At 47.3% G+C, this 21,815-nt stretch carries 18 protein-coding genes; 13 read left to right on the top strand and 5 right to left on the bottom strand.

Going from position 1 to position 21,815, the window contains the following annotated elements; all coding sequences use genetic code 11:
* The first annotated feature begins 26 nt into the window (after positions 1-26).
* The 3 genes from C8268_RS05200 to C8268_RS05190 are packed head-to-tail and all read left to right on the top strand — an operon-like array spanning position 27 to position 2,381.
* The gene (locus tag C8268_RS05200) at positions 27-902 is read left to right on the top strand and encodes a class I SAM-dependent methyltransferase (protein ID WP_106766700.1); all 876 of its coding nucleotides are present in this window, start codon (positions 27-29) and stop codon (positions 900-902) included.
* A gap of 1 nt (position 903) precedes the next feature.
* Positions 904-1,974 carry an acyltransferase family protein gene (locus C8268_RS05195; RefSeq protein WP_106766699.1) on the top strand — a complete coding sequence of 357 codons (1,071 nt, stop codon included), beginning with the start codon at positions 904-906 and terminating at the stop codon, positions 1,972-1,974.
* A 17-nt stretch (positions 1,975-1,991) separates the two neighbouring features.
* A complete protein-coding gene (locus C8268_RS05190; RefSeq protein WP_106766698.1) occupies positions 1,992-2,381 on the top strand; it encodes a Loki-CTERM sorting domain-containing protein in 390 nt (129 codons plus the stop codon).
* Positions 2,382-2,433: 52 nt separating this feature from the next.
* Here C8268_RS05190 and C8268_RS23300 read toward each other — a convergent pair whose 3' ends face one another.
* From C8268_RS23300 to C8268_RS05165, 5 genes are all read right to left on the bottom strand, one after another.
* Entirely contained in the window at positions 2,434-2,586 is a 153-nt protein-coding gene (locus C8268_RS23300; RefSeq protein ID WP_106766697.1) for a bifunctional hydroxymethylpyrimidine kinase/phosphomethylpyrimidine kinase, read from the bottom strand.
* A gap of 6 nt (positions 2,587-2,592) precedes the next feature.
* Positions 2,593-3,933, bottom strand: a complete 1,341-nt coding sequence (locus tag C8268_RS05180) for a sodium-dependent transporter (protein ID WP_106766696.1) — start codon at positions 3,931-3,933, stop codon at positions 2,593-2,595.
* A gap of 132 nt (positions 3,934-4,065) precedes the next feature.
* Positions 4,066-5,442, bottom strand: coding sequence for a tryptophanase (locus C8268_RS05175; RefSeq protein ID WP_106766695.1), 1,377 nt, complete (start codon positions 5,440-5,442; stop codon positions 4,066-4,068).
* 77 nt (positions 5,443-5,519) lie between these two features.
* Positions 5,520-6,185, bottom strand: coding sequence for a helix-turn-helix transcriptional regulator (locus tag C8268_RS05170; RefSeq protein ID WP_158702679.1), 666 nt, complete (start codon positions 6,183-6,185; stop codon positions 5,520-5,522).
* Between the two features lie 28 nt (positions 6,186-6,213).
* Positions 6,214-6,600, bottom strand: a complete 387-nt coding sequence (locus C8268_RS05165; RefSeq protein ID WP_106766693.1) for a RidA family protein — start codon at positions 6,598-6,600, stop codon at positions 6,214-6,216.
* Positions 6,601-6,919: 319 nt separating this feature from the next.
* Here C8268_RS05165 and C8268_RS05160 point away from each other — a divergent pair, with 319 nt between their 5' ends.
* The 10 genes from C8268_RS05160 to C8268_RS05115 all read left to right on the top strand — a co-directional run.
* Entirely contained in the window at positions 6,920-8,041 is a 1,122-nt protein-coding gene (locus C8268_RS05160) for a deoxyribonuclease IV (RefSeq protein WP_106766692.1), read from the top strand.
* A gap of 41 nt (positions 8,042-8,082) precedes the next feature.
* Positions 8,083-8,979, top strand: a complete 897-nt coding sequence (gene purU / locus C8268_RS05155) for a formyltetrahydrofolate deformylase (protein ID WP_106766691.1) — start codon at positions 8,083-8,085, stop codon at positions 8,977-8,979.
* 209 nt (positions 8,980-9,188) lie between these two features.
* Complete coding sequence (locus C8268_RS05150; RefSeq protein ID WP_234032672.1) at positions 9,189-11,576, top strand: DUF7408 domain-containing protein; 2,388 nt, start codon at positions 9,189-9,191, stop codon at positions 11,574-11,576.
* Positions 11,573-12,502 (top strand): ABC transporter ATP-binding protein, encoded by a 930-nt coding sequence (locus C8268_RS05145; protein WP_106766690.1) that lies wholly within the window; start codon positions 11,573-11,575, stop codon positions 12,500-12,502. The genes C8268_RS05150 and C8268_RS05145 overlap by 4 nt, the downstream gene beginning before the upstream one ends.
* Positions 12,499-13,443, top strand: a complete 945-nt coding sequence (locus C8268_RS05140; RefSeq protein ID WP_106766689.1) for an ABC transporter permease — start codon at positions 12,499-12,501, stop codon at positions 13,441-13,443. The genes C8268_RS05145 and C8268_RS05140 overlap by 4 nt, the downstream gene beginning before the upstream one ends.
* Before the next feature lie 41 nt (positions 13,444-13,484).
* Positions 13,485-15,185, top strand: coding sequence for a phage tail tape measure protein (locus C8268_RS22900; protein WP_106766688.1), 1,701 nt, complete (start codon positions 13,485-13,487; stop codon positions 15,183-15,185).
* Between the two features lie 41 nt (positions 15,186-15,226).
* A complete protein-coding gene (locus C8268_RS05130) occupies positions 15,227-16,216 on the top strand; it encodes an AAA family ATPase (RefSeq protein ID WP_106766687.1) in 990 nt (329 codons plus the stop codon).
* Complete coding sequence (locus C8268_RS05125; RefSeq protein WP_106766686.1) at positions 16,213-17,178, top strand: DUF58 domain-containing protein; 966 nt, start codon at positions 16,213-16,215, stop codon at positions 17,176-17,178. The genes C8268_RS05130 and C8268_RS05125 overlap by 4 nt, the downstream gene beginning before the upstream one ends.
* A gap of 74 nt (positions 17,179-17,252) precedes the next feature.
* Positions 17,253-19,250 (top strand): vWA domain-containing protein, encoded by a 1,998-nt coding sequence (locus tag C8268_RS05120; protein ID WP_106766685.1) that lies wholly within the window; start codon positions 17,253-17,255, stop codon positions 19,248-19,250.
* On the top strand, positions 19,234-21,815 hold a 2,582-nt coding region (locus C8268_RS05115; RefSeq protein WP_106769841.1), incomplete at its 3' end, for a VWA domain-containing protein. The genes C8268_RS05120 and C8268_RS05115, both read left to right, overlap by 17 nt.

Genomic DNA, 21,815 nt, shown 5'->3' with positions numbered 1-21,815 from the left:
AGATCATTTCAAAAAGAGGTATTCATATGATCAACAAAATTAAATTATTATCTAAACTTGGTTGGTACAAAATGACCCAAAAGTATGCGAACAGTTCACAGGATTATGATAAAGCGAGCGGTGATTACGATACTTTTTTTTCTGACAAAATGGGCAGGCATTCGATTCAATTGCTAAATAAATTGGATATCAAGCCTGGACAGGATGTTTTGGAACTGGCTTGCGGCACCGGTTTTATTACCAATGAAATTGCCAAACGGCTTGAGGGAAGTGGCTCCATTACAACGGTTGATCAATCTCAAGGAATGCTTGAAGTGGCTAAAGCGAAACTATCTTCTTATTCAACCTTAAAACTCAACATGCAACAGAACGATATGATGAGGTTTTTGGGCCAAACGCCGGACTGTCACTTTAACACGGTAGTGTGTGGGTGGGCAATTTGTTATACCAATCCCGTTCAGTTTATGCGGGAAGTGAATCGAGTTCTTAAGCCGAATGGACAGGTTGGCATAATCGAAACAAGAATCGATTCAGAAGAGTTATTGATGACAGCTTTTGAAAAGGTTTTGAGCAATGACCCATCTTATTTGCGTCGATACATAAACATAAAATTGCCTTCTAATAGCGATGTGTTGAAAAGATGGTTTTTAAAAGGAGATTTAAACACTACTGACTTATGGGAAGGAGAACAGCCTATTCCATGCGTTACATCAGAAGATGCATTGGAGTGGATATTACGGTCAGGAGCAGCTGCTGGGTTTTTGGACGTTATTGACCGAACTCGTGAGCAAGAAATGCTTGGAAAAATAAAAGAAGAGCTTGACCGGACGCTTCTTGAAGAAAAGAAATTAAGGCTAAGTCATACATATGTTGCCGGCGTTGCTTCGAAGGAGATATCCTGAAATGAGCAAGAAAATTTTTTACCTGGATAATATTAAAGTTTTTCTTGCATTCTTAGTTATCTTTTTTCATACGAATAGCTCTTACGGAGGAGAGGGCGGTTGGTATTACATTGAAGCATCAAACGATGAAATATCCAAATCCATCTTAACCTTCATCAATGCTTTGTTTCAAAGTTTTTTTATGGGACTGTTTTTTTTCATATCCGCATACTTCACACCACGATCCTATGACAATAAAGGGTTTCATTCCTTCTTGAAAGGAAAAGTAATGAAACTTCTTATTCCTGCATTGTTTTACTTCTTTGTACTGAATCCATTATGCATTTCATTAGTTAATCCTCAGCCTTATCTATCTTCACTCGGTTTTTACAACACGTGGTTTATCGTTGCGTTACTGTACTTCTATATTATTTATGCGCTTGTAAGGAAATGGACAGGCGGTCATACGCTAACTGCATCGTTTCCTAATAAAGGTGGTGTGCTGGTATACATCCTTGTTATAGGTGTACTTAACTTTTTGACAAGGCTTGTATTCTCCACGAATGAACTGTACATTCATGACTTCTCTCTAGGGTACTTTCCTCAATATATTGTACTGTTTTGGTTGGGGACGGTAGCTTATCGCAACGGTTGGCTGGAACATATCAATTCACAGATCGTTTCATTTTATTTTAGAGTTTCCCTTGTATCCCTACTCACATTGCCCATTGTCTTTCTGATCTCCGATCTTTATGCGGACGATTTCAGTGCTTTTTATGGAGGTATGACCTGGGAATCCTTATATTATTCTTTCTGGGAACCATTCACGGGTGTCGGGATTATGATGAAGATTGTTTATGTATTTAAATCGAAACTGAATTTTACGACATCATGGTTAGGCAAATTGAGCAGGTCAAGCTATGCGATTTATATTATCCATGCTCCGGTCATTGTCAGCCTGCAGCTTGCTTTAAAGACAATACCTGTTCATCTCATGATAAAGGTAGCTATTGTAACGGTTTTCACCTTGATTTTCTCCTTTTTCATCAGTTATTGCTTGCTTAAAAACCGAATGATCAGTCAAATTATTTAACTTACTTTGGAGGTAGCATGAAATTTCTAAAACCGTTTTTTCTAGTTACGGATATCGGATTTATTATTTACTGGATTGTAACATATTTCAAAATTATTCCAGAGTCGTGGGCCTTCAAGGATTACAATAATCCTATTTTGGTAGATTGGAATTGGTCTTTCTTCCCGCTGGACATATTAATTTCGATTACGGGTCTAAGCAGCTTGTATCTCTATAAGAAAAAACGTTCTTCCTGGCAGTCCTGGGCGTTGATATCTTTGGTATTGACGTTTTGCTCTGGTTTACAAGCCATTGCTTTTTGGGCCTTTGCTGGCGATTTTGATGTATTTTGGTGGGGCTTTAATTTATATTTATTAATTTATCCTTTGTTTTTCTTGCGACTGGTGATGAAACCTGCACAAACATAATGTTAAACTGCTCAATCAAAAACACATGAGGACTCTATGTTCTCATGTGTTTTTAAATCATCATCGGATCGATGACGATACTTTTAACGGGACGCTGCTTGAGTTGCTGTGATACTAGCTTAATGATTTCTGATGAGAACAACATGCCTGTTTTAACGGCATTTACGCCAATATCGCAGATAACCGTTTCTGATTGACTTTCAATCGCTTCTTAAAAGATACCGATCATATTTAAAAACACTACAATAATCGCAATAGGCAGCACATAACGAAGCAATAAAAGCCAAATGCCAAACCAACGTTTCGCACCAGGACTGCCTACGATAAATTCGGCCATCAGCACTTCACGCTTCATTTTTAAAGGGACAAAGATTGCAATCGACAAAGCCCCTAGCGGCAGCAAAATATTGCTTACAAGATAGTCAGCACAGTCAAATATGTTCTTGCCAAAGAGGGTAATGTTGTTTAATACGCCGTAAGACAGCGCAGAGGGGATTCCTAATACAGCAACGATGAATCCGACGATCCAGGTTGTCTTCTTGCGTTTGTTGATATCACCTTTGGATAGGGAGGCTACGCCGATCTCTAATAATGAGAAGGAGGAAGTTAGTGTTGCGAATAGGAATAAGATTAAGAAAAGGAATAAGAACAAGCTGCCAAATGGCATTTGTGAGAAGACAGCTGGTAGTACGATAAAGAGAAGGCCGGGCCCCTCGGCGGGTTCCAACCCGAAGGAAAATACAGCTGGAAAAATAGCTAACCCTGCTAAAATCGATACGATAATGTTAAAAATCGCAATGATTCCAGCCGAACGGGTGAGGCTTTCTTTTTTGCTTAAATAGGAGCTGTATGTGACCATGCATGAAAGGCCAACGCATAGGGAGAAAAACGATTGCCCCAAGGCAAATAATGCGGTTTCGCCTGTGATTTTTGAAAAATCCGGTTTCAGAAAGAAGCTTACGCCAGCCATAGCTCCTTCCAACGTTAACGAGCGAATAACGAGAATGATGAAGAAAATGAATAAAGCCGGCATTAAATATTTGCTCATCTTTTCGATTCCCTTCTGTACTCCGCGCGCGATTACGACGATGTTGAGTAACAGAAAGAGCAATTGCGAGCCGACTGCGGCAAACGGGTTGGAAATGATTTGATTGAACAAAGCATCATAAGCGGTCCCTGGTGAAACTAAGAAACCTATGACGCTCATCCCCGTATAAAGCAGCACCCATCCGCCAACGACACTGTAAAAGGAGAGCAGCACTGTGCATGAAAAAACGCCCATCTTCCCGATCCAGTCCCAATGTGTGCCTGGTGCAATCGCTTGATATGCACTAATAGCTTCTTTCCCGGTACTTCGTCCAATAACAAACTCGGCTAATAATAGAGGGAGTCCAATGAATAGCGTAAAAATGAGAAACAGTAAGAAGAAAGCGCCGCCTCCACTAGTCCCGGCTACATAAGGAAATTTCCAAATCGCTCCTAATCCGATAGCCGCTCCCGCTGCCGCGAGAATAAAGCCGATTTTCGACGACCACTGTTCTGTCCCGTTCATTTCATATTTCACCCTTTCCGTTTAATCGAAACGAGGACATTAGTTTTGTGAACGCATTCATATTATTTTTTGGAAACATGCCGCTTTACCTGGAAAGCGGCATGTTTAGCACTTTAGGTCTGTGAAGGTTTCCTATTTCTTGATCGGTTTCAGACGGGCAGTGAAGTGACGCAAAATAGGCGGTTCGTATGTGAACTCCAATCCAACTAGTGTGTTAGCACGATCTTTAATCGCGATTAAAGCATCGGCGATCACATCCATATGGTTGTTCGTATATACGCGGCGCGGAATCGTCAAGCGCAGCAGTTCAAGCTTGCTTTCCAACTGTTCTCCGGTCGTCGCATCGCGTCCAAGCAGGAATGAGCCGATTTCAACACCGCGTATTCCTGCTTCAAGGTACAATTCATTGGCCAACACTTGGGCCGGAAATTCTACACCTGGAATATGTGGCAGCATCTTCTTCGCATCAACGAATACGGCGTGGCCACCTGTCGGGGATTGGAATGGAATTCCGCCTTCCTGGAGGCGTTTTCCAAGGTATTCGACCTGGCCGATTCGGTAAGAAAGATATTGCTCGTTTACACCTTCGCGCAGGCCCCTGGCAAGCGCTTCCATATCACGTCCGGTTAATCCACCGTAAGTTGGGAAGCCCTCCATTGGAACGGTCATCGAACGAGCTTGGGTGTATAGTTCTTCGTCCTCTTTAAAGGAGAGCAGACCGCCGATGTTTACCAGCGCATCCTTCTTGGCGCTCATTGTGAATCCTTCTCCATATGAGAACATTTCGCGGACGATTTCTACGATTTCTTTATTTTCATAACCTTTTTCACGCTTCTTAATAAAGTAGGCATTCTCGGCAAAGCGCGCAGCATCGAGAAAAACACGTATGCCGTTTTCTTTGGCAATGGCGGATACTTCGCGAATGTTTTCCATAGAAACCGGTTGACCGCCTGCACTGTTATTTGTGACGGTAATCAGAATGAAGGCAATGTTTTCCGCACCTTTTTCAGCGATCGTTTGGCGCAGTCTATCCGTATCGAAATTCCCCTTAAATGGATATGGTGTCGTTGTATCAAAGGCTTTATCTGTCACGAGGTCAATCGCATGTCCGCCTGCAAGATCGACGTGAGCGCGGGTTGTGTCGAAATGCCAGTTGCTTAAGACGTACTGCCCTTTTTTGACAAGCAACGGGAACAACACTTTTTCTGCTCCTCGGCCTTGGTGAGTCGGGATGACATATTTATAACCGATAATGTCTTGTACTGCTTCGCAAAGATTGTAATAGTTGCGGCTGCCTGCATATGCCTCGTCACCCAACATCATCCCGGCCCATTGGTTATCGCTCATTGCGCTCGTGCCGCTGTCTGTGAGCAGATCGATATACACTTCCTCGGCCCGCAATAGAAATGGATTGTAGCCTGCCCGTTCTAAGGCACGCTCGCGTTCTTCACGTGAGATCATGTTCAGCGGCTCCACCATTTTAATTTTGAAAGGCTCAGCGAATCTCATTGTCCATACCTCCAATTATTTTAGTAATAAATAAATCAGGTATTTATAGAAAAGGAGTTTCCCAGCCAGGCGCCGATCTATCGCCGAATTTCGTCTAAATAGTTGTAAATGGTGTACTTGGATGTACCTAACTTTGAGGCTACGAGATCAATCGTACCTTTTACTAGAAAAACTCCTTTGCTATCGAGCTTGCGAATGATCATCAAACGTTCTTGTTTATCCATCAATTGAAGTGCTGTACCTTTGGCGTCAAGAGTTTCATCGATAATGTTCTCTGCAAACTCTTCGATGTTTTTAGCGAAATATTCATTTTGTTTCTGTGTATGCAACTCTTCTTTACTTTCGGTCTGAAACGGCTGGCAAAATCCCGCTAAAAAATGCTGTGCAATTTCAAACTCTTTTAAATTAAAATTAATGCATAAGCAGCCTATAATTTCATGGTCTTCCCGTAGAAACATCGTTGTCGATTTCATCGTCACGCCGTTATGGCTCGTTATGTATCCTAGACGATCCTTTGCGGCTTGGCCTTCATTTTGAATAATCTCAATGACGAAGTTCGTAAGGGGGGCGAAGAGGGGGCGGTTTGTCACATCTCCGATAAGAGCTACCAGAGAACGGTCCGGACTTTTTACATCGTGCAGCACCGTCTCGCAATTTGCTCCGAACTGGGCGACAATCGCCTTCATAATGGGAATATATTTTTGCAACTGAATATCCATATTCTCATCGTATTTAACTTTCATCCTCAACATCCCCTTAAATGCTTTTTATTCACAACAAATCATTAACAGCAATCGCCTCGATTTCTAGTTTAGCTCCCTTGGGTAGCCCGGCAACCTCTATAACGGAACGGGCTGGAAACTCGTTATTGCTAAAAAAGGAAGCGTAAACTTGATTAATTTGATCAAAGCAAGTGATATCTGTCGTGAAAATTGTTGTCTTTACAATATTTTTTAAGCCGGTTCCTGCTTGTTCCAAAATAGCTCGGATGTTCTTCATCGACTGCTCGGTTTGGAGCCCGATGTCTTCAGAAACAAATTCACCTGTTGCCGGATCGATCGGCAGTTGTCCGGATATAAAGAGAAACGACCCTGTCTTAATGCCTTGTACATAGGGACCGATCGCAGCCGGAGCCTTCGCGGTTATCACTTTTTCCATAGTCCTAATCCCTCTTTCTTATTGTAAAAGTTGATGGTTACCTTTTCATTAAGATGTGGTTTAATTAAAATTTTTTAGGACTTTACTATTTTTTTGAAATAAGATCTAAAATTTTTTTGTTTGTTGAACAATTTTTTGTATGTGATTTCATTATGAATGATAAATAAAGCGTTTTCAATGATGCCGATTGTTTTAAAATGACAAAACTGTGACTGAACATGTTGCTTTATGAACTATTTATTAGCGCATTATCCAACCTAGATTTATTTCGCTATACACGCTAAAATAAGTGATAATTGTGTGAAAAGGGGGATGCCACATGCTGAAAATCGGTTCCCACGTGTCCTTTTCTGGACAGGGGCTGCTGAGTGCAGCGACGGAAGCCAAATCCTATGGCTCCAGTTCGTTTATGATATATACCGGCGCACCGCAAAATACGCGTCGTAAACCAATTGATACGATGTTTTTGGAAGAAGGCAGAGCGATGATGCAGGAGTGCGGGATTGACGAAATCGTCGTTCACGCACCATACATTATTAACCTCGGATCGTACAAGCCTAATACCTATGAGCTGGCGGTAAGTTTTCTTCAAGAAGAGATTCGCCGTACACATGCTGTCGGTGTGAATAATATCGTTCTGCATCCAGGTGCTTATACAGATAAGGATGCGGCGTACGGGATTGATCGAATCGCGGAAGGACTGAATGAGGTTCTTGGCGGTACGGATGAGACGGATGTTAAAATAGCGCTGGAAACGATGGCAGGCAAAGGGACAGAAATGGGCCGCAGCTTTGAGGAAATCGCGCAAATCATTGACAAGGTGAAATACAATGACCGTCTATCCATCTGTCTGGACACATGTCACATTCATGATGCGGGCTACGATATTGTCAATGACTTCGACAGCGTATTGGACGAGTTTGACAAGCTGATCGGTCTGGACCGCCTTGCCGTTGTCCATATTAATGACAGCAAAAACCCGCGGGGGGCAGCGAAAGACCGCCATACTCCGCTAGGGACAGGCTTTATCGGATTTGAGACCATTCACAATATCGTTCATCATAACCGTCTGCAAGGACGTCCATTCATTCTGGAGACGCCTTGGATCGGCAAGGATGCCAAAACTCAGCGTCCGATGTATGAAATCGAAATTGCACTTTTACGTAATAATGTCGAGGAACGTTTTGGATCAGAGTTTATCGCTCAGGTTGAGGAGCTGGGACGCTTTTTTGCCAACGAAGGAATCGAAGGGCGTTCATTTGTACTGGACACATGGACTGTGCTGAAGAATGATGCCAAAGCGAGAAAGGCTGATCCGCGCGAACCGATGGAGCGTCTTTACGACATGGTTACCGTAGCAGGCTTGCTGCAGGACTGCACAGAAGAACAGATCAACCAGCGTATTATCGCCTGGCTTGCTGGAAAAGGGGAGCAGGCTTAAGGCGCAAGAGTGAGCAGCTATTGGAGGGAGCTTGTAGTTACATGGATATTCATATGAAAAAGAAATTGCCTTCAGCGGCAGACGAACATCTGAACCGAGCACGTATGCTTATTTCCTGTCCAGATGGACCCGGGATTGTAGCTACGGTATCACATTTTTTGCATCAGCACGGTGCAAACATCGTTCAGTCGGACCAATATACGATGGACCCGGCGGGCGGCATGTTTTTCATGCGGATTGAATTCGATTTGCCGGAGCTTGTGAGTAAGCTGTCTGAACTTCGAGAGTCCTTCCGCAGTGTAGCGGATCGATTCCAGATGGAATGGAATATAAACCATGTTGCGCGCAAGAAGCGGCTTGCCATTTTTGTATCCAAAGAGGATCATTGTTTGGTTGAGCTGCTGTGGCAATGGCAGGCAGGAGACCTGGATGCCGATATCGCTCTTGTTGTCAGCAACCATCTGGATATGAAAGAATATGTCGAGTCATTCGGTATTCCGTACCATCATATTCCGGTTACAGCGGATACGAAGCCGGAAGCTGAACAGCGCCAGCTGGAAGTGATCGGAGATGACATCGATGTGATTATTCTGGCTCGTTATATGCAGATCATATCACCGGAATTCATTAAGCATTACCGGAATCGGATCATTAACATTCACCATTCCTTCCTGCCGGCGTTTGTCGGAGGCAAGCCGTATGCTCAGGCCTATAAGCGCGGCGTGAAAATCATCGGGGCAACTGCGCATTACGTGACAGAGGAGCTGGATGGCGGGCCGATCATCGAGCAGGACGTTCAGCGAGTGAGCCATCGTGATGACGTCAATGAGTTGAAGCGCATTGGCCGCACCATTGAACGCGTCGTTCTTGCCAGAGCAGTAAAATGGCATATCGAGGATCGCATTCTCGTTCATAACAACAAAACCGTAGTTTTCTAGAAAAAAAGTGATGTAAAAAGACCGGACTTATATACTTGTTGGATCTGTTTTGGTTTACTGCAACAAGGATGACACCCTGTTCCAATGTGGAATGGGGTGTTCTTGTTTGTTCCAAAAAATGCTTTGGAACAAACTTTTATTCCAGGAGGCTCGTTATGAAGTAAGAGAGTGTTAAGAATCCTGTTATGAAGAACAAGGAGAAAATCGTTATGTTCACAGGGCAAACAATTGAAGGAGAGGGGAATCATCATTTGTCGTTTTATAAGAAGCTAGTGGGCATCTTGGTATTAACTGCGGTACTGCTGCTTACAACAGTGTTCCCGTTTCAGGGGGAGACCGTTTATGCCGAGAGTCCGAAAATCAGCATTAAAACAGAGCCAGGCTATAAGGGGAATATCAAGCAAGATAAGTGGAACCCGCTAAAGCTGATACTGACAAGCGACCGGGATATTTCAGGTGATATCGTTTTTCGAGTAAACAATGCGCATGGAATGGGGGAGGGGGCATATGTACAACATGTCGAACTTCCTAAGGATACGCCTAAGGAAATAACGATAGGTATTCCCGGATACAGCTATTCTAAAGACAATAATGAAATCGTATTTTATGAAAATTCGTACAAAAGCGGAAAACCGATACCGTTCAGCACAGGAAAGAAATATATACAAAAACCAACGATGATGGGCGCAGTCGTAGGCGTGTTGTCCGATGATCAGGACACCATGAATTTTCTCAGTACGTTGAATGGGAAGGGGAATAGTTTAGTCGTTCTCCCTTTAAAAGAAGAGGACATTTCGCATGATCCGATGCTTCTGGATGGACTGGATGTGCTTGTGATCAACAATTTTGCATCCGACACGCTTTCAGAACAGAAACAGGAAGCGATTAAGAAATGGGTACGGTCTGGCGGAACGCTAGTGTTATCCGGCGGAGCGGGATACGTCAAGACAGCGGCGCCGTTTCAAGATATTGCTCCAGTGAAATCAAGTGGAACTATAGCGGTGGAATCCTTGCCCGAGCTGCAGAAGCTTGGAGGCAAGCCGCTGAAGCTGGATGGGGAATTTACGCTTTCTGCCGCTGAACCGATCAAAGGTGCAGTTGTGGAGAGTCAGACATCAGGTGTGCCCCTTTTTGCTTCGCGGGATGTGGAGCAGGGAAAAGTATGGTATGCGGCTTATGACGTAGCTATGGAACCAGTCGCTTCCTGGGGCGGACACAGCGATGTGTGGGCTTCCGTATTGCGCAGTGATCTTCCGTTATCGAGCAATGTGTACTATGGATCGATGATAGACAGATTTAGCTACATACTGGACTATTTTCCTTCCTTAACGATGCCATCATTTCAAACGTTGATGTGGCTGCTTATTATTTACGCGCTGATTGTAGCGCCGGTTCTTTATTACATTTTGAAAAAAATGGACAAGCGGGAATGGTCCTGGTTTCTCATTCCTTTGATCGCGATCGTGGCGAGCGGGACTGTCTATATGATCGGATCAGCCGACAAGACGAAAGAGATGGCTCATACGATCAATATTATGGAACTGGATGGACAGGGAAATGCGGTTAAATCAACGGCTTCCGCTTTCTTTACACCTAGGAGCGGAGATTACGAGTTGGAATTTCCCGAAGACACGTATATAAAAACGATGGCTTCCTATGGTGCGTTGTTCGGCCAAGGGGGCGGAGAGGACAAAAACTATATCCGTGTTGGGGAGGAGCAAACCAAGCTCGAATTAAAAAACATGCCTCAATGGTCGCTGGCCAAAGTATGGGCTGAGTATCCGGCCAGTGAAAAGGCGGGCCAGTTAAAAATGGATTTGAAGCTGAATAACAAGGGTGAGATCACAGGCAAGATTACGAATGAAACAAAGAGCGACCTTAAAGAAGTTGTGCTTGTTATCGGTGGCAAAGCTTACAAGATGGGGGATATCGCCCGCAAGAGCTCCGCGGATGTTCCGACTTCAGGAAAATCCGTTGTGAGAATTTTGGGTGGGGATTTGGGCTCCTCTCTGTACCCTCCTCGCAATGATCAGTATTATCGCCAGCATGAAATAATATCGGCGTACAGTTTTCATGTAGATGGAAATAACAAGGATGCGTTTGTATTTGGCTGGAGTGAAGACAAGTTGACTAACTATACGCTTAAGGGCAAGGAGATACAAAGTGATCAGTTGAACTTCTGGGCACAGCCCGTCAGTATTGACTGGAATCAGAATGGGAAAGTAAACATTCCATACGGATTCCTTGTTCCTCAAGTAACGCAATCGAATGCTTCGATATTCTATGAAACTCCTTATGGAATAGAACTTGGACAAGGTTCGGTAACGGCCGAGTTTCCGCTGATGTCAGAACTGAAGACGAAATACTCCGAATTCTCCATCAAAGGAACCAAGATGGCCGGAGGAATGACGATGGAAATATGGAATGCAAATGAAAATGAGTGGGAACCGATCCCGGATCAGAACAATGTCTTTACGGTGAAGGGAAATACGGAGAATTATATTGTAGATAACCGAATACGCATCTCCATAACCGCGAAGGATCAGGCCATGCTTCAGATGCCGGAGCTGTCGTTGAAGGGGGAAGTTATAGAATGATTGAAATTCGAGAATTAAGCAAACGGTACGGAACTTTTGAAGCATTAAAAGGCATCAGCCTGGATATCGAAAAAGGAAGCGTGTTTGGATTTGTGGGCCCGAACGGAGCCGGGAAATCCACTACGATGTCTATACTTGCAACACTGGCACTTCCGACTTCCGGTACAGCCAAAGTAGGCGGATATGAGGTGACGGAACACCCTAAGGAAGTACGCAAGCGGATCGGATATATGCCGGATTTCTTCGGTGTTTACGATCAGTTCAAAGCAACGGAATATCTCCATTTTTATGGGGCGAGTTACGGTATTCCCCGGCAGGAACGAAATAAACTAATTCCCCAGCTGCTGGAGCTGGTGAATTTAAGCGATAAAGCGGACGCGTATGTTGACAGCCTTTCGCGGGGAATGAAGCAGCGTTTATGTCTCGCGCGATGTTTGGTGCATGACCCTGATGTTCTAATTCTGGATGAACCAGCTTCTGGTCTTGACCCAAGAGCGCGTATTGAAATGCGTGAAATTTTAAAGGAACTTAAACTGATGGGCAAAACGATCATTATCTCCTCACACATTTTGCCTGAGCTTGCGGAGATGGTCGATGAGATCGGTGTTATTGAACACGGTGAGATGATTGCTCAAGGTAAAGTATCCGATATTCAAAATCGACTGCAAGTGAAGAAGGTCATTCATATTCGCACTCTTGGGGGGGAGGAAGAGCTTGCCCAGAAACTGCGTGACGAGCCGTTTGTTACGTCTGTCTTGACGGACAATACAGGTGTTCACGTTCATTTCAGCGGGGATGACATCCAGCAAAGCGCTTTGCTGCGCCAGGTTATCTCCTGGGACGTTCCCGTTGTATCCTTCCAGGAGGCACAGAGCAATCTTGAAGATGTGTTTCTGGAAATTACCAAAGGGGGGCCCAAAGAATGAATTGGAGCAGAAAATGGATCAATCCGGTCATGGATAAGGAATTCCGGCTGCGAATGCGCTCTCCGCGTTCCATGCTGTCCATATTGCTTTATGTACTGGCACTCGGTGCAGTGGCAATGGGGTTTATTTATATCTTTTTGTATTTGGGACAGAACGGATCACACCGCTTTGATCCCTCAATAAGCCAGAGGATGTTTTATGTATTAAGCTTTGCCCAACTCATACTGATTGCTTTCATGGCACCGGCGTTGACGGCGGGAGTGATAAGCAGTGAGCGTGAAAAACAAACGCTCGGTATGCTGCTCACAACACAGCAAAGCTCTTCTACGATCGTTCTTAGCAAGCTGATATCGTCTCTGAGCTTCATGACATTGATCGTGCTTGCGACGCTTCCGATCTACAGCATTGTGTTTCTATATGGAGGCATTTCGCCTAAGCAGCTAATTTCGGTGTTCTTATTTTATCTGTTTATTATGCTGCTGCTCGGTTCGCTGGGGGTATTATTTTCGACCTTGTTCAAGCGGACAATTGTAGCGATTATCGTAACGTATGGGGTTGGGTTTGTCATTTTTTTGGTGACAGGACTGTTGTATTTGTTCGTTATGGGAATTGAGCAGCGAAGCATGTACATGTCAAACACACCACAAACGCAGACCTATTCGTGGGTCGGTTATTTGCTCGGTCTAAACCCTGGTGGAGCTCTGATTAGTCTGTTTGAGCCTTCATTTTCTAAGCACGCATTTCTGATGCAAGGAGCGTCCATAAACAGCAAGGCACCGATTGATCTTTGGCTTGAGTTTATTCTTGTGTATTCGGTCGTCATTGTAATTTCGTTATGGATCGCCATCCGTAGAATCCGCCCTGTTCGCAGAGGCAAGTTGCTGCGCAAACGCAAGACATCCAAGTCTGCCGATGTAATGCGGGAAGAATCCGGTGTGTAAAGCTGCAGAAGATCGGAGGGTAGTTCAAGGTGGAAAATATTATGCGTTTCATTGAAACAGCTCGTCGCAGATTGCAGCGGTTTCGAATGGCCATTTATGTGCTGTATGCACTTGCTGTCGGTTTTGCGGCTGCTATATTGCTTTTAATTATCGGAAGGTTCGTGCCGATTCCTTCGCTTTATACCATCGCGGTGTCCCTTCCTGTCGCCAGTGCTGCGATCGGGCTGTTGTGGGGACTGCTGCGCCGTGTACCGGTGAAAGAGGCGGCTTCTGTTATGGACGCCTCTCCTGAAGGGACAGAGCGAAGCGATATGATGGTTACCGCTCTTTCTTTTAAAGAGGATATGTCGCCTGCTGCACAATTTCAACGGGTACAGGCGGAACATTATGGGAGCCGTTATATAGCTGAAATCAAACAGCGGCTGCCTGCGCCTAAGCGCAAAAAACAGTTACTGCTCTGCCTGGTGGGCCTTGCTGTCATGCTGGTTATGGTGTTTATCCCTAATCCGATGGACAAGAAGGTTGAAGCGGCCAAAGAGCAGAAAAGCTGGGTGAAGAAGCAGGTGAAAGAGACGGAGAAGCTGGCTGAGGAGCTGAAGGAAAACCTTCACAAACCGGAGGATCGGGAGAAGGTTCAGAAGCAGATCGATGAATTGAAGAAGCAGCTGATGAATGGTAAAGATCCGGAGAAGGCTCTGGAAAAGATGGAAGAGGTCATGAAGGATCTGGAGAAAGCCGTTAAGAAGCAACAAGAGCAGTCTAAAGCCGTTTCTGAGCTGGCGAAGCAGATGAGAAATCATAAATCGTTATCAAGTGCAGGCAAAAGTCTTCAAGAAGGCAATTCCGAAGCGCTGAAACAGGAAATGAAGAAGCTGACGGAGCAGGTCAAAAAGATGTCGGAGGAAGAAAAGAAAAAGCTTTCCGATGCACTACAGAAAATGGCGGATGAAGTGGCTAAAAACATCGATGCAGACCAATTGAAGGAAGCCCTTCAAAAAGCTGCGGATACGTTAAAGAATGGCAAGCTGACGAAAGAGCAGGAGGAAGCGCTCCAAAAGCTTGCGGAGGAGCTCGCCAAAGCTATGGATGCCAAAAATGCCGCTGAGGGCGCGTCAAAGGCCGCATCTGATCTGGCGGCTGCATTAGCTTCCCAGGGAATGGAACTTGCTGAACAAATGGCCGCTGCCGGAATGTCTGTATCGGACACATGGAGTGCGGGCGGAGCTGCGGAAGCATTGGCTCAAACCGGGCTTGGTGAAGGATCGGCCAGCGGAGAAGACAGTGATGGTGAAGGCAGCGATGCAGAAGGCTCCGGTCAAGGCCAAGGTCAAGGGGGTCAAGGAAAAGGCTCAGGGCAAGGCTCCGGAAATGGTCAGGGGGCCGGTAGTGGTCAAGGTGCTGGATCAGGCTCAGGAGGTGGTTCCGGGTCAGGAAGCGGCTTCGGAGCGGGTCAAGGCGCTGGTGCCGGATTAGGGTCTGGCGGCCGTGATTTGGTAACGACACCCCGTGTATATGAAGGAAGCGGAAACGTGCAGAAGGATTCCGGTGCTTTGAGCGGAAAGGGAGGCGAAGTTCAAAAGGGCGGTGTTTCACCGACTGTATCCGGAACATCTCGTCCTTATGAAGAGGTGTATCAGGATTACGCGACCGAAGCTCGAAAATCTTTGGGACGGAACCAGCTGCCGGAACAGATGCAGGGATTGGTGGAAGATTATTTTACCCAGATCAATCCCAATCCGTAATTTCATAAATTTAGAACCATATAAGAGAGGTAGGACAGCTCATGTCGGAAATTACAGTGAAACCGCAGGAATGGGCGGAAAACATATCAAAGCTGAGAGAAAGCATCGGTGAAGTTATCGTCGGTCAACAAGAAGTTGTTGAGCAAATGCTCTGGTGTATTTTTGCTGGCGGTCATGCCTTGCTGGAAGGAATTCCGGGTCTGGGCAAGACGATGCTTGTACGGACCGTGTCCGAAGTACTCGATCTATCTTTTTCAAGAATTCAGTTTACACCGGACCTGATGCCGAGCGATATTACCGGAACGAATATTCTTTCGTTTGGACAGCAGGGGAGCACGGATATGACTTTTCAGAAGGGACCGATTTTCAGCAGCATTGTGCTCGCCGATGAGATTAACCGCGCTACGCCAAAGACACAAAGTGCGCTGCTTGAGGCCATGCAAGAAAAGACGGTTACGGTCGGTAGCCAGACGCACAGACTACCAAAACCATTTTTTGTATTGGCAACCCAGAATCCTCTTGAGAATGAAGGGACCTATCCGCTGCCGGAAGCACAGCTTGACCGCTTCCTGTTAAAGATTGAAGTTTCGTATCCGAGCTCAGATGAGCTGAAGGAAATCGTCAAGCGAACGACTTCCCCACACGAGATAGCGGTTCAAAGACAAATGTCTGCCGAAGATCTGATGGAAATACAGCGCGCTGCCAAAGAGGTTTTGGTCGCTGAGGAAATGCTCGATTACGCAGTCAAGCTGCTTATGATGACTCATCCGGAGGAAGCGTCCGCGCCTGACGAGGTTCGTAAATATGTCCGATTCGGCTCTGGTCCGCGGGGAGTGCAGTCTATGATATCAGTTGGCAAGGTGCGAGCGTTAATTAGCGGAAGAATGCACCTGTCAACAGGCGATATTCGTGCTGCGGCACTGCCGGCGCTTCGCCATCGTTTGTTCTTGAACTTTGAAGGTCAAGCCTCGGGGGTTAAGACGGACGATGTCATTCAAGCTGTGCTGAACAAACTGGAGGGATCGATGTGAGCGGGACGGGACATCTGCTGCCGCCTGAGTGGCTGACCCGTCTTGAACGGCTCAGCCTGGGGGCAAGAACGAGAGTTGCCGGCACGCTGCAGGGTAAGCGGCGCTCCCGCCGTCTTGGTTCATCCCTTGAATTTGCTGATTATCGCCAATATACACCGGGAGACGATGTGCGCAGATTTGATTGGGGTGTTTATTCTAGAACAGGAAAGGCGTTTGTAAGACAGTTTATGGACGAGCAGGAGCTGATGGTCAGCATCTACTTAGACTGTTCTGCGTCCATGGGCACTGCCATTTCAGCATCTTCCCCGGAATCTGCGTCTTTATCAGAAGCAATGAAGGCTGCGGGCTCGGACCAAGGTGGAGCCAAATGGCTGTTGGCCAGGCAATTGGCGGCGAGTATTGGCTATATGGCACTAGCTTCTTATGACAGACTGCAGGTAGCTTGTTACAGCCGTACACTGGACTTACGTCTTCCGATTCTTCGCGGAAAGGGTGCTGCACATCGGTTGTTTGCTCATTTGCAGCAGGCTCCGACCGGCGGGGATGGAAGTTTGGCTGCGGCGTTGTCGGTGCCCGGGGCACTGCCAAGACTTCCGGGCATGACCTGGATTTTCTCGGATTTTTGGCTGGAAGGCGGAGAAGAGGAGCTTTCAAGATCTTTGTCGCTGTTGTCAGGTGCGGGGCAGGAGGCCGTACTGGTTCAGGTATTGTCAAGAGAGGAATTGGAGCCGCGCCTGTCTGGAGATTTACGTCTAGTGGACAGTGAAAGTAGGACTGGCAAAGAGGTGGCTGTAACGGGCCGGGTACTGGATGCATATCGGGAGGAATTGAACAATTACCGTCAGATGCTGGCCAGGGTATGCGCGGAGCGCGGGATGACCTATGTGCTGATCCCGGCGGATATGCCGCTGCAAGAGGCGGTATTTGGCGTCTTGGCGGGTGCGGGACTGATTAACGGGTAGTCTGCCTGTGAGCTTGTTTCCTGGTAAAGGTTCGCAGGCTTATCAGGAGCCGCTGTTTTAAGGAGGAGACTTTTTTGGGAATTCAATCATGGCTCAGTCTATGGTTTGCTTTGGCTTTGCCGGCCATCGTGCTAATGTATTTGTTCAAGCGTAAATATGTAGATACGACAGTACCGAGCCATCTGCTGTGGGACCGGGTGCTTCGAAATATGGAGGCGAACCGGCCTTGGCAGAAGTTGCAGAACCGACTTTTGTTGTGGCTTCAGCTGCTGGCGGCGGCTCTCATCATCTTCGCACTGATGCAGCCCTTCTTGCGGGTGTCCGGAAGCGGCAGCCAGCATATTGTTATGGTCGCGGATACCTCGGGTAGCATGAGCGCGGAGGCGCAGTCTCAAGATGGCGAAGCGAACAAGAAAGAGGAGCAAAGCTTTTCACGAATGGATCTTTTGAAAGACCGGATGAAGGAATACGTAAAGGATGAGGGAAGAGGCAAAGATATCACTTTGCTGACCGTCGGCGCAAGGCCGGTTACTCATTTGTCCCGTGAAGAGGACGATGACAAGATTATGAAGGCGATCGATGCATTGCAGCCCTACTATGGTCAGGCTTCATATCGTGAGTCGTTGTCGCTGGCCTCAGCGTTAACTCGTGAACAAAGCGATGCTGAGGTGGTTGTCTTTTCGGATGGACAGTGGGAAAAGGATACGGTCCAAACGGTGTTCAACGTACCGGTTTCCGTTGAGGAAATTACCGGGGGAGATGTGGTGAATATCGCTGTAGAACAGTTCGGTATTTCGAACAAGAGTACGGAAGAAGCTTTAAATACAGCGGTAGCTGTGGTCAGCAGTAATTCAACACAGCCAGTACCGGTTGAAGTTAATTTGTATGGTGATAACAAGCTGTTGACCACCAGGGAAATTGAAGTGAAATCAGGGGCAAGGAAGACGGTATCTTTTGCAGATATTCCCTTTGCCGAGGTGTATCGTTTAGAGCTCACAGGAGCTGACGGCTATACTGCAGATAATGAGTCGTATGCATTCGGTACAAAACATGGAACCTCCAGGGTGCTGCTGCTCACGCCGGGCAATTTGTTTCTGGAAAAAGCGCTGCAGCTGAGCGGTGCCGAGGTGACCCGGGTTACGGTGAACAATACAGCCGATACCGAGGAAACCCATCATCAAGATGCAAAAAATAAGGACGATGCGGTACCCGTGCCGGATGGCCATTTCGATCTGATCGTGATGGATGGTCCGATGCCGGAAACGTTTCGCCAGGGAGAATGGGCGGAGCTGACAGCAAAGACTCCGCTATGGACCATCGGCACGGATGGGAAGGAAGCGAACAATCCGGGAGGACGCCCGGTCATATCAACTCATCCGGTAACCTCTTATATTTCCTTGTCAGGCGTGTACATCGGCAACCTGATGAATGAACATCCAGCGTGGGGAGAGGCGATCATCAAGCTTGGGGATACACCGATCGTTTATGCGGGCAAGGAGGGAGGACTTCCGCGGCTATCTTTTGGATTTTTGCTGCAGGACAGTGATCTTCCTTTATCTTCAGAATTTCCGGTGCTCGTCAATAATGTGATGCAGTGGATGACTTCAGGCAAGGGAAGCGGTCTGGGACGTTATATGGCCGGAGCGGCGGCGGATATTCCGATTGCCGCGGATACCGTAAAGGCGGCATGGGCTCCGAAGGGAGGGCTTGCGCTGCAATCCGGCGTTCAGCCTGCTGAGCCTGTACGAACGGAGAAGGGATACTCCCCGGCTCAGACGGTACCAGAGGTCCCCGGGTTATATGCGTTTGAACAAGAAAATGAAGCAGGAGAAAAAGTGAGCTACTTGTTGGCAGTCACACCTGATCCTTTTGAAGGAGACTTTTCGGCTAACCAGGGCCCTGGTGTAAACCTCGCCGCTGAGGGACAGCTGGAGACAGAAAATGATCGTGCGGCAGCAGGTACAACAGAAGATGCAAAGACCGGTGCAGCTTTAATGCCTTGGCTTGCATTATTGGCGCTTGTTGTGATCGTGGCGGAATGGGGGGTGTACCAGCGTGGGCGTTCAATTTAGTAGTCCGTGGTTTCTGCTGCTGCTGATTCCAGCTGGGGTATTTCTCTACTATGCTTATAAAAAAGATTTTCGGTTAAGCGGCTTTCGCAAAAAGCTCGCAGTGGCATTACGGGCTGTTGTTATTATATTACTTATTTTTGTTTTATCGGGCCTGCATGGGTTTACAGTCATACGGGATAAACAGGTCGTGTATTTGGCTGACCGGTCTGACAGCATGGGCGATACGTCCAGGCTTAGTGAATGGATTGGAAAATCCATGGATGCCAAGGGGGAAAAGGACGGAACGGCCGTTGTTTCCACTGGTCTTGATGGTGCGGTAGAACGGAAGCTTTCATTATCGGAGGAGGCCGGCTCTTCTTTAAACGCTGAAATTAAAGGGGAATTTACCAATCTTGAATCCGGTCTTCAGCTGGCAGGCAATTTATTTGAGGGAACGGTTGATTCCCGAATTGTTGTCCTCTCCGATGGTGAAGAGAATGTCGGGGATATGGCGGCAACAGGAAGGCTGCTCAAGGACCGGGGGATTACGGTAGACGTCCTTCCGGTTCCTCAAAGAGAAGTGCAGGATGTCGCCGTTGAGGAGCTGACCGTGCCGGATAAGCTGTATCAGGCGGAAGCTTTTTATGTGGAAGTGATGATCCAGAGCACTTACAAGACATCCGGTGAGCTTCGTATTTATGAGAACAACCGTGAAATTGGGCGAGAAGTGGTTGAAGTATCACCAGGTGAAAACCGCTTTGCGGTGAAGGGATTGGCTAAGTCGCCAGGACTTCACAGGTACAAGGCTGAAATTTTCATGGATGGTGATGAGTTCTCGGCGAACAATGTCGGGTTCGATTTTACCCGCGTTGACGGTCCGCCGAAGGTGTTGATCGTGGAGGGAAAACCGGGGACCTCCGGCAACATTACAGCAGCTTTGGAGTCCGGTATGATCGGGACCGAGGTGATTTCGCCTCATATGCTGCCGCTTGAGGCCGCCAAGTATGCGGTTTATGACAGTATTATTTTTAACAATGTGTCGGGGAGCGATGTCGGCGGCAAGCAAATGGAGCTGATCGAGCAGGCGGTTCGAAGCTTCGGTGTCGGATTTATGATGGCCGGGGGCGAGGACAGTTTTGGTGTGGGCGGTTATTTCAAAACTCCGATCGAAAAGGCGCTGCCTGTTTCAATGGAACTTGAAGGCAAGCGGGAAATCCCTTCCCTGGGACTGATTTTGGTCATTGACCGATCGGGAAGTATGTCCGGCAACAAAATGGAACTGGCCAAAGAATCAGCTATGCGGACAGTGGAGCTGATGCGCTCCAAGGATACGGTTGGGGTCGTCGCATTTGATGATAATCCATGGTGGGTCGTTCCACCACAGAAACTTGGCGACAAGGAAGAGGTGCTGGAGGCGATCGGGTCCATTCCAAGCGCAGGAGGAACGAATATTTATCCGGCTGTTGAATCGGCTGTCGAGGAAATGCTGAATGTCAAGGCGCAGAGAAAGCATATTATTCTCCTGACTGACGGGCAGTCCGCTTTTCAAGCCGGTTATGATGATCTGACCCAGACGATGGTGGATAATAAAATTACATTATCATCGGTTGCTGTCGGGGCGGACGCTGATATGGCGCTCTTGCAATCGTTAGCGGATTCGGCCAAAGGCCGGTATTACTATGTTGAAGATGAAACCACGCTCCCTGCCGTCTTCAGTCGTGAGGCGGTTTTGATGGCGAAATCTTATATTGTAGACAAACCGTTTGTTCCTGCTATACAAAATGCGGGTGAATGGGAGTCCTTGTTCGAGCAGGGCGTGCCGGGATTATACGGTTATGTGGCCACAACACCGAAGGCGTCGGCACAGACCGTTCTGGTCAGTCCGGAACCGGACCCGATCCTTGCCCGGTGGCAATACGGTTCTGGTAGAACGGTCGCCTGGACGAGTGATCTGAGCGGGAAGTGGTCGAAGGAATGGGTGTCCTGGCCTGCATTTGCCGATACGTTAACGGAAATCGTGAAATGGACGTTTCCGCAGTTCACCTCCTCACCTTATGAGGTGACGACGACCGCAGTAGGCAATCAGGTGAAGCTGCAGGTTGAATCGGGCAGCGATCATCCGCCGGAAAAGCTTATCGCCCAAATTGCTGGTGACGAGGCCGGGGAGCAGACGGTCGAGCTGGTTCAAGAAGCTCCCGGACGTTATACAGGCGAGGTGAATGTTTCAAAGCCAGGCGCGTTTTTAATGTCTCTTGAAGATGTTAGCGGCGGTGAAGGAGAGGCGGTTCAAGTGGCTCCGGCTACAGGCTTTGTCGTTCCTTATTCGCCGGAATATCGGATCTCTTCGGGCAGCGGGGAAGAGGAGCTGAAGAAGCTGGCCGAGATCACCGGCGGCCGCGTCCTTTCCTGGGATAAGCCGGAGGAAGTATTCGACCGTGAGGCAGCATCCCGCAAGGAGCTCCATGACTGGAGCTACGGTCTGCTTGTCGCGGCCCTCCTGCTGTGGGTCGCGGACATCGCCGTGCGCCGCCTGGCGCTGCCATGGGCCGCCATCGGCGCTCGCCTGGCCGCCCTCCTGCGCAGGCG

This window comes from Paenibacillus faecalis (assembly GCF_900289175.1).
In the GTDB taxonomy this organism is placed as follows: domain Bacteria; phylum Bacillota; class Bacilli; order Paenibacillales; family Paenibacillaceae; genus Paenibacillus_AQ; species Paenibacillus_AQ faecalis.
Note: the sequence above shows the minus strand (reverse complement) of the source record. Positions and strands in the feature narration are given on the sequence as shown.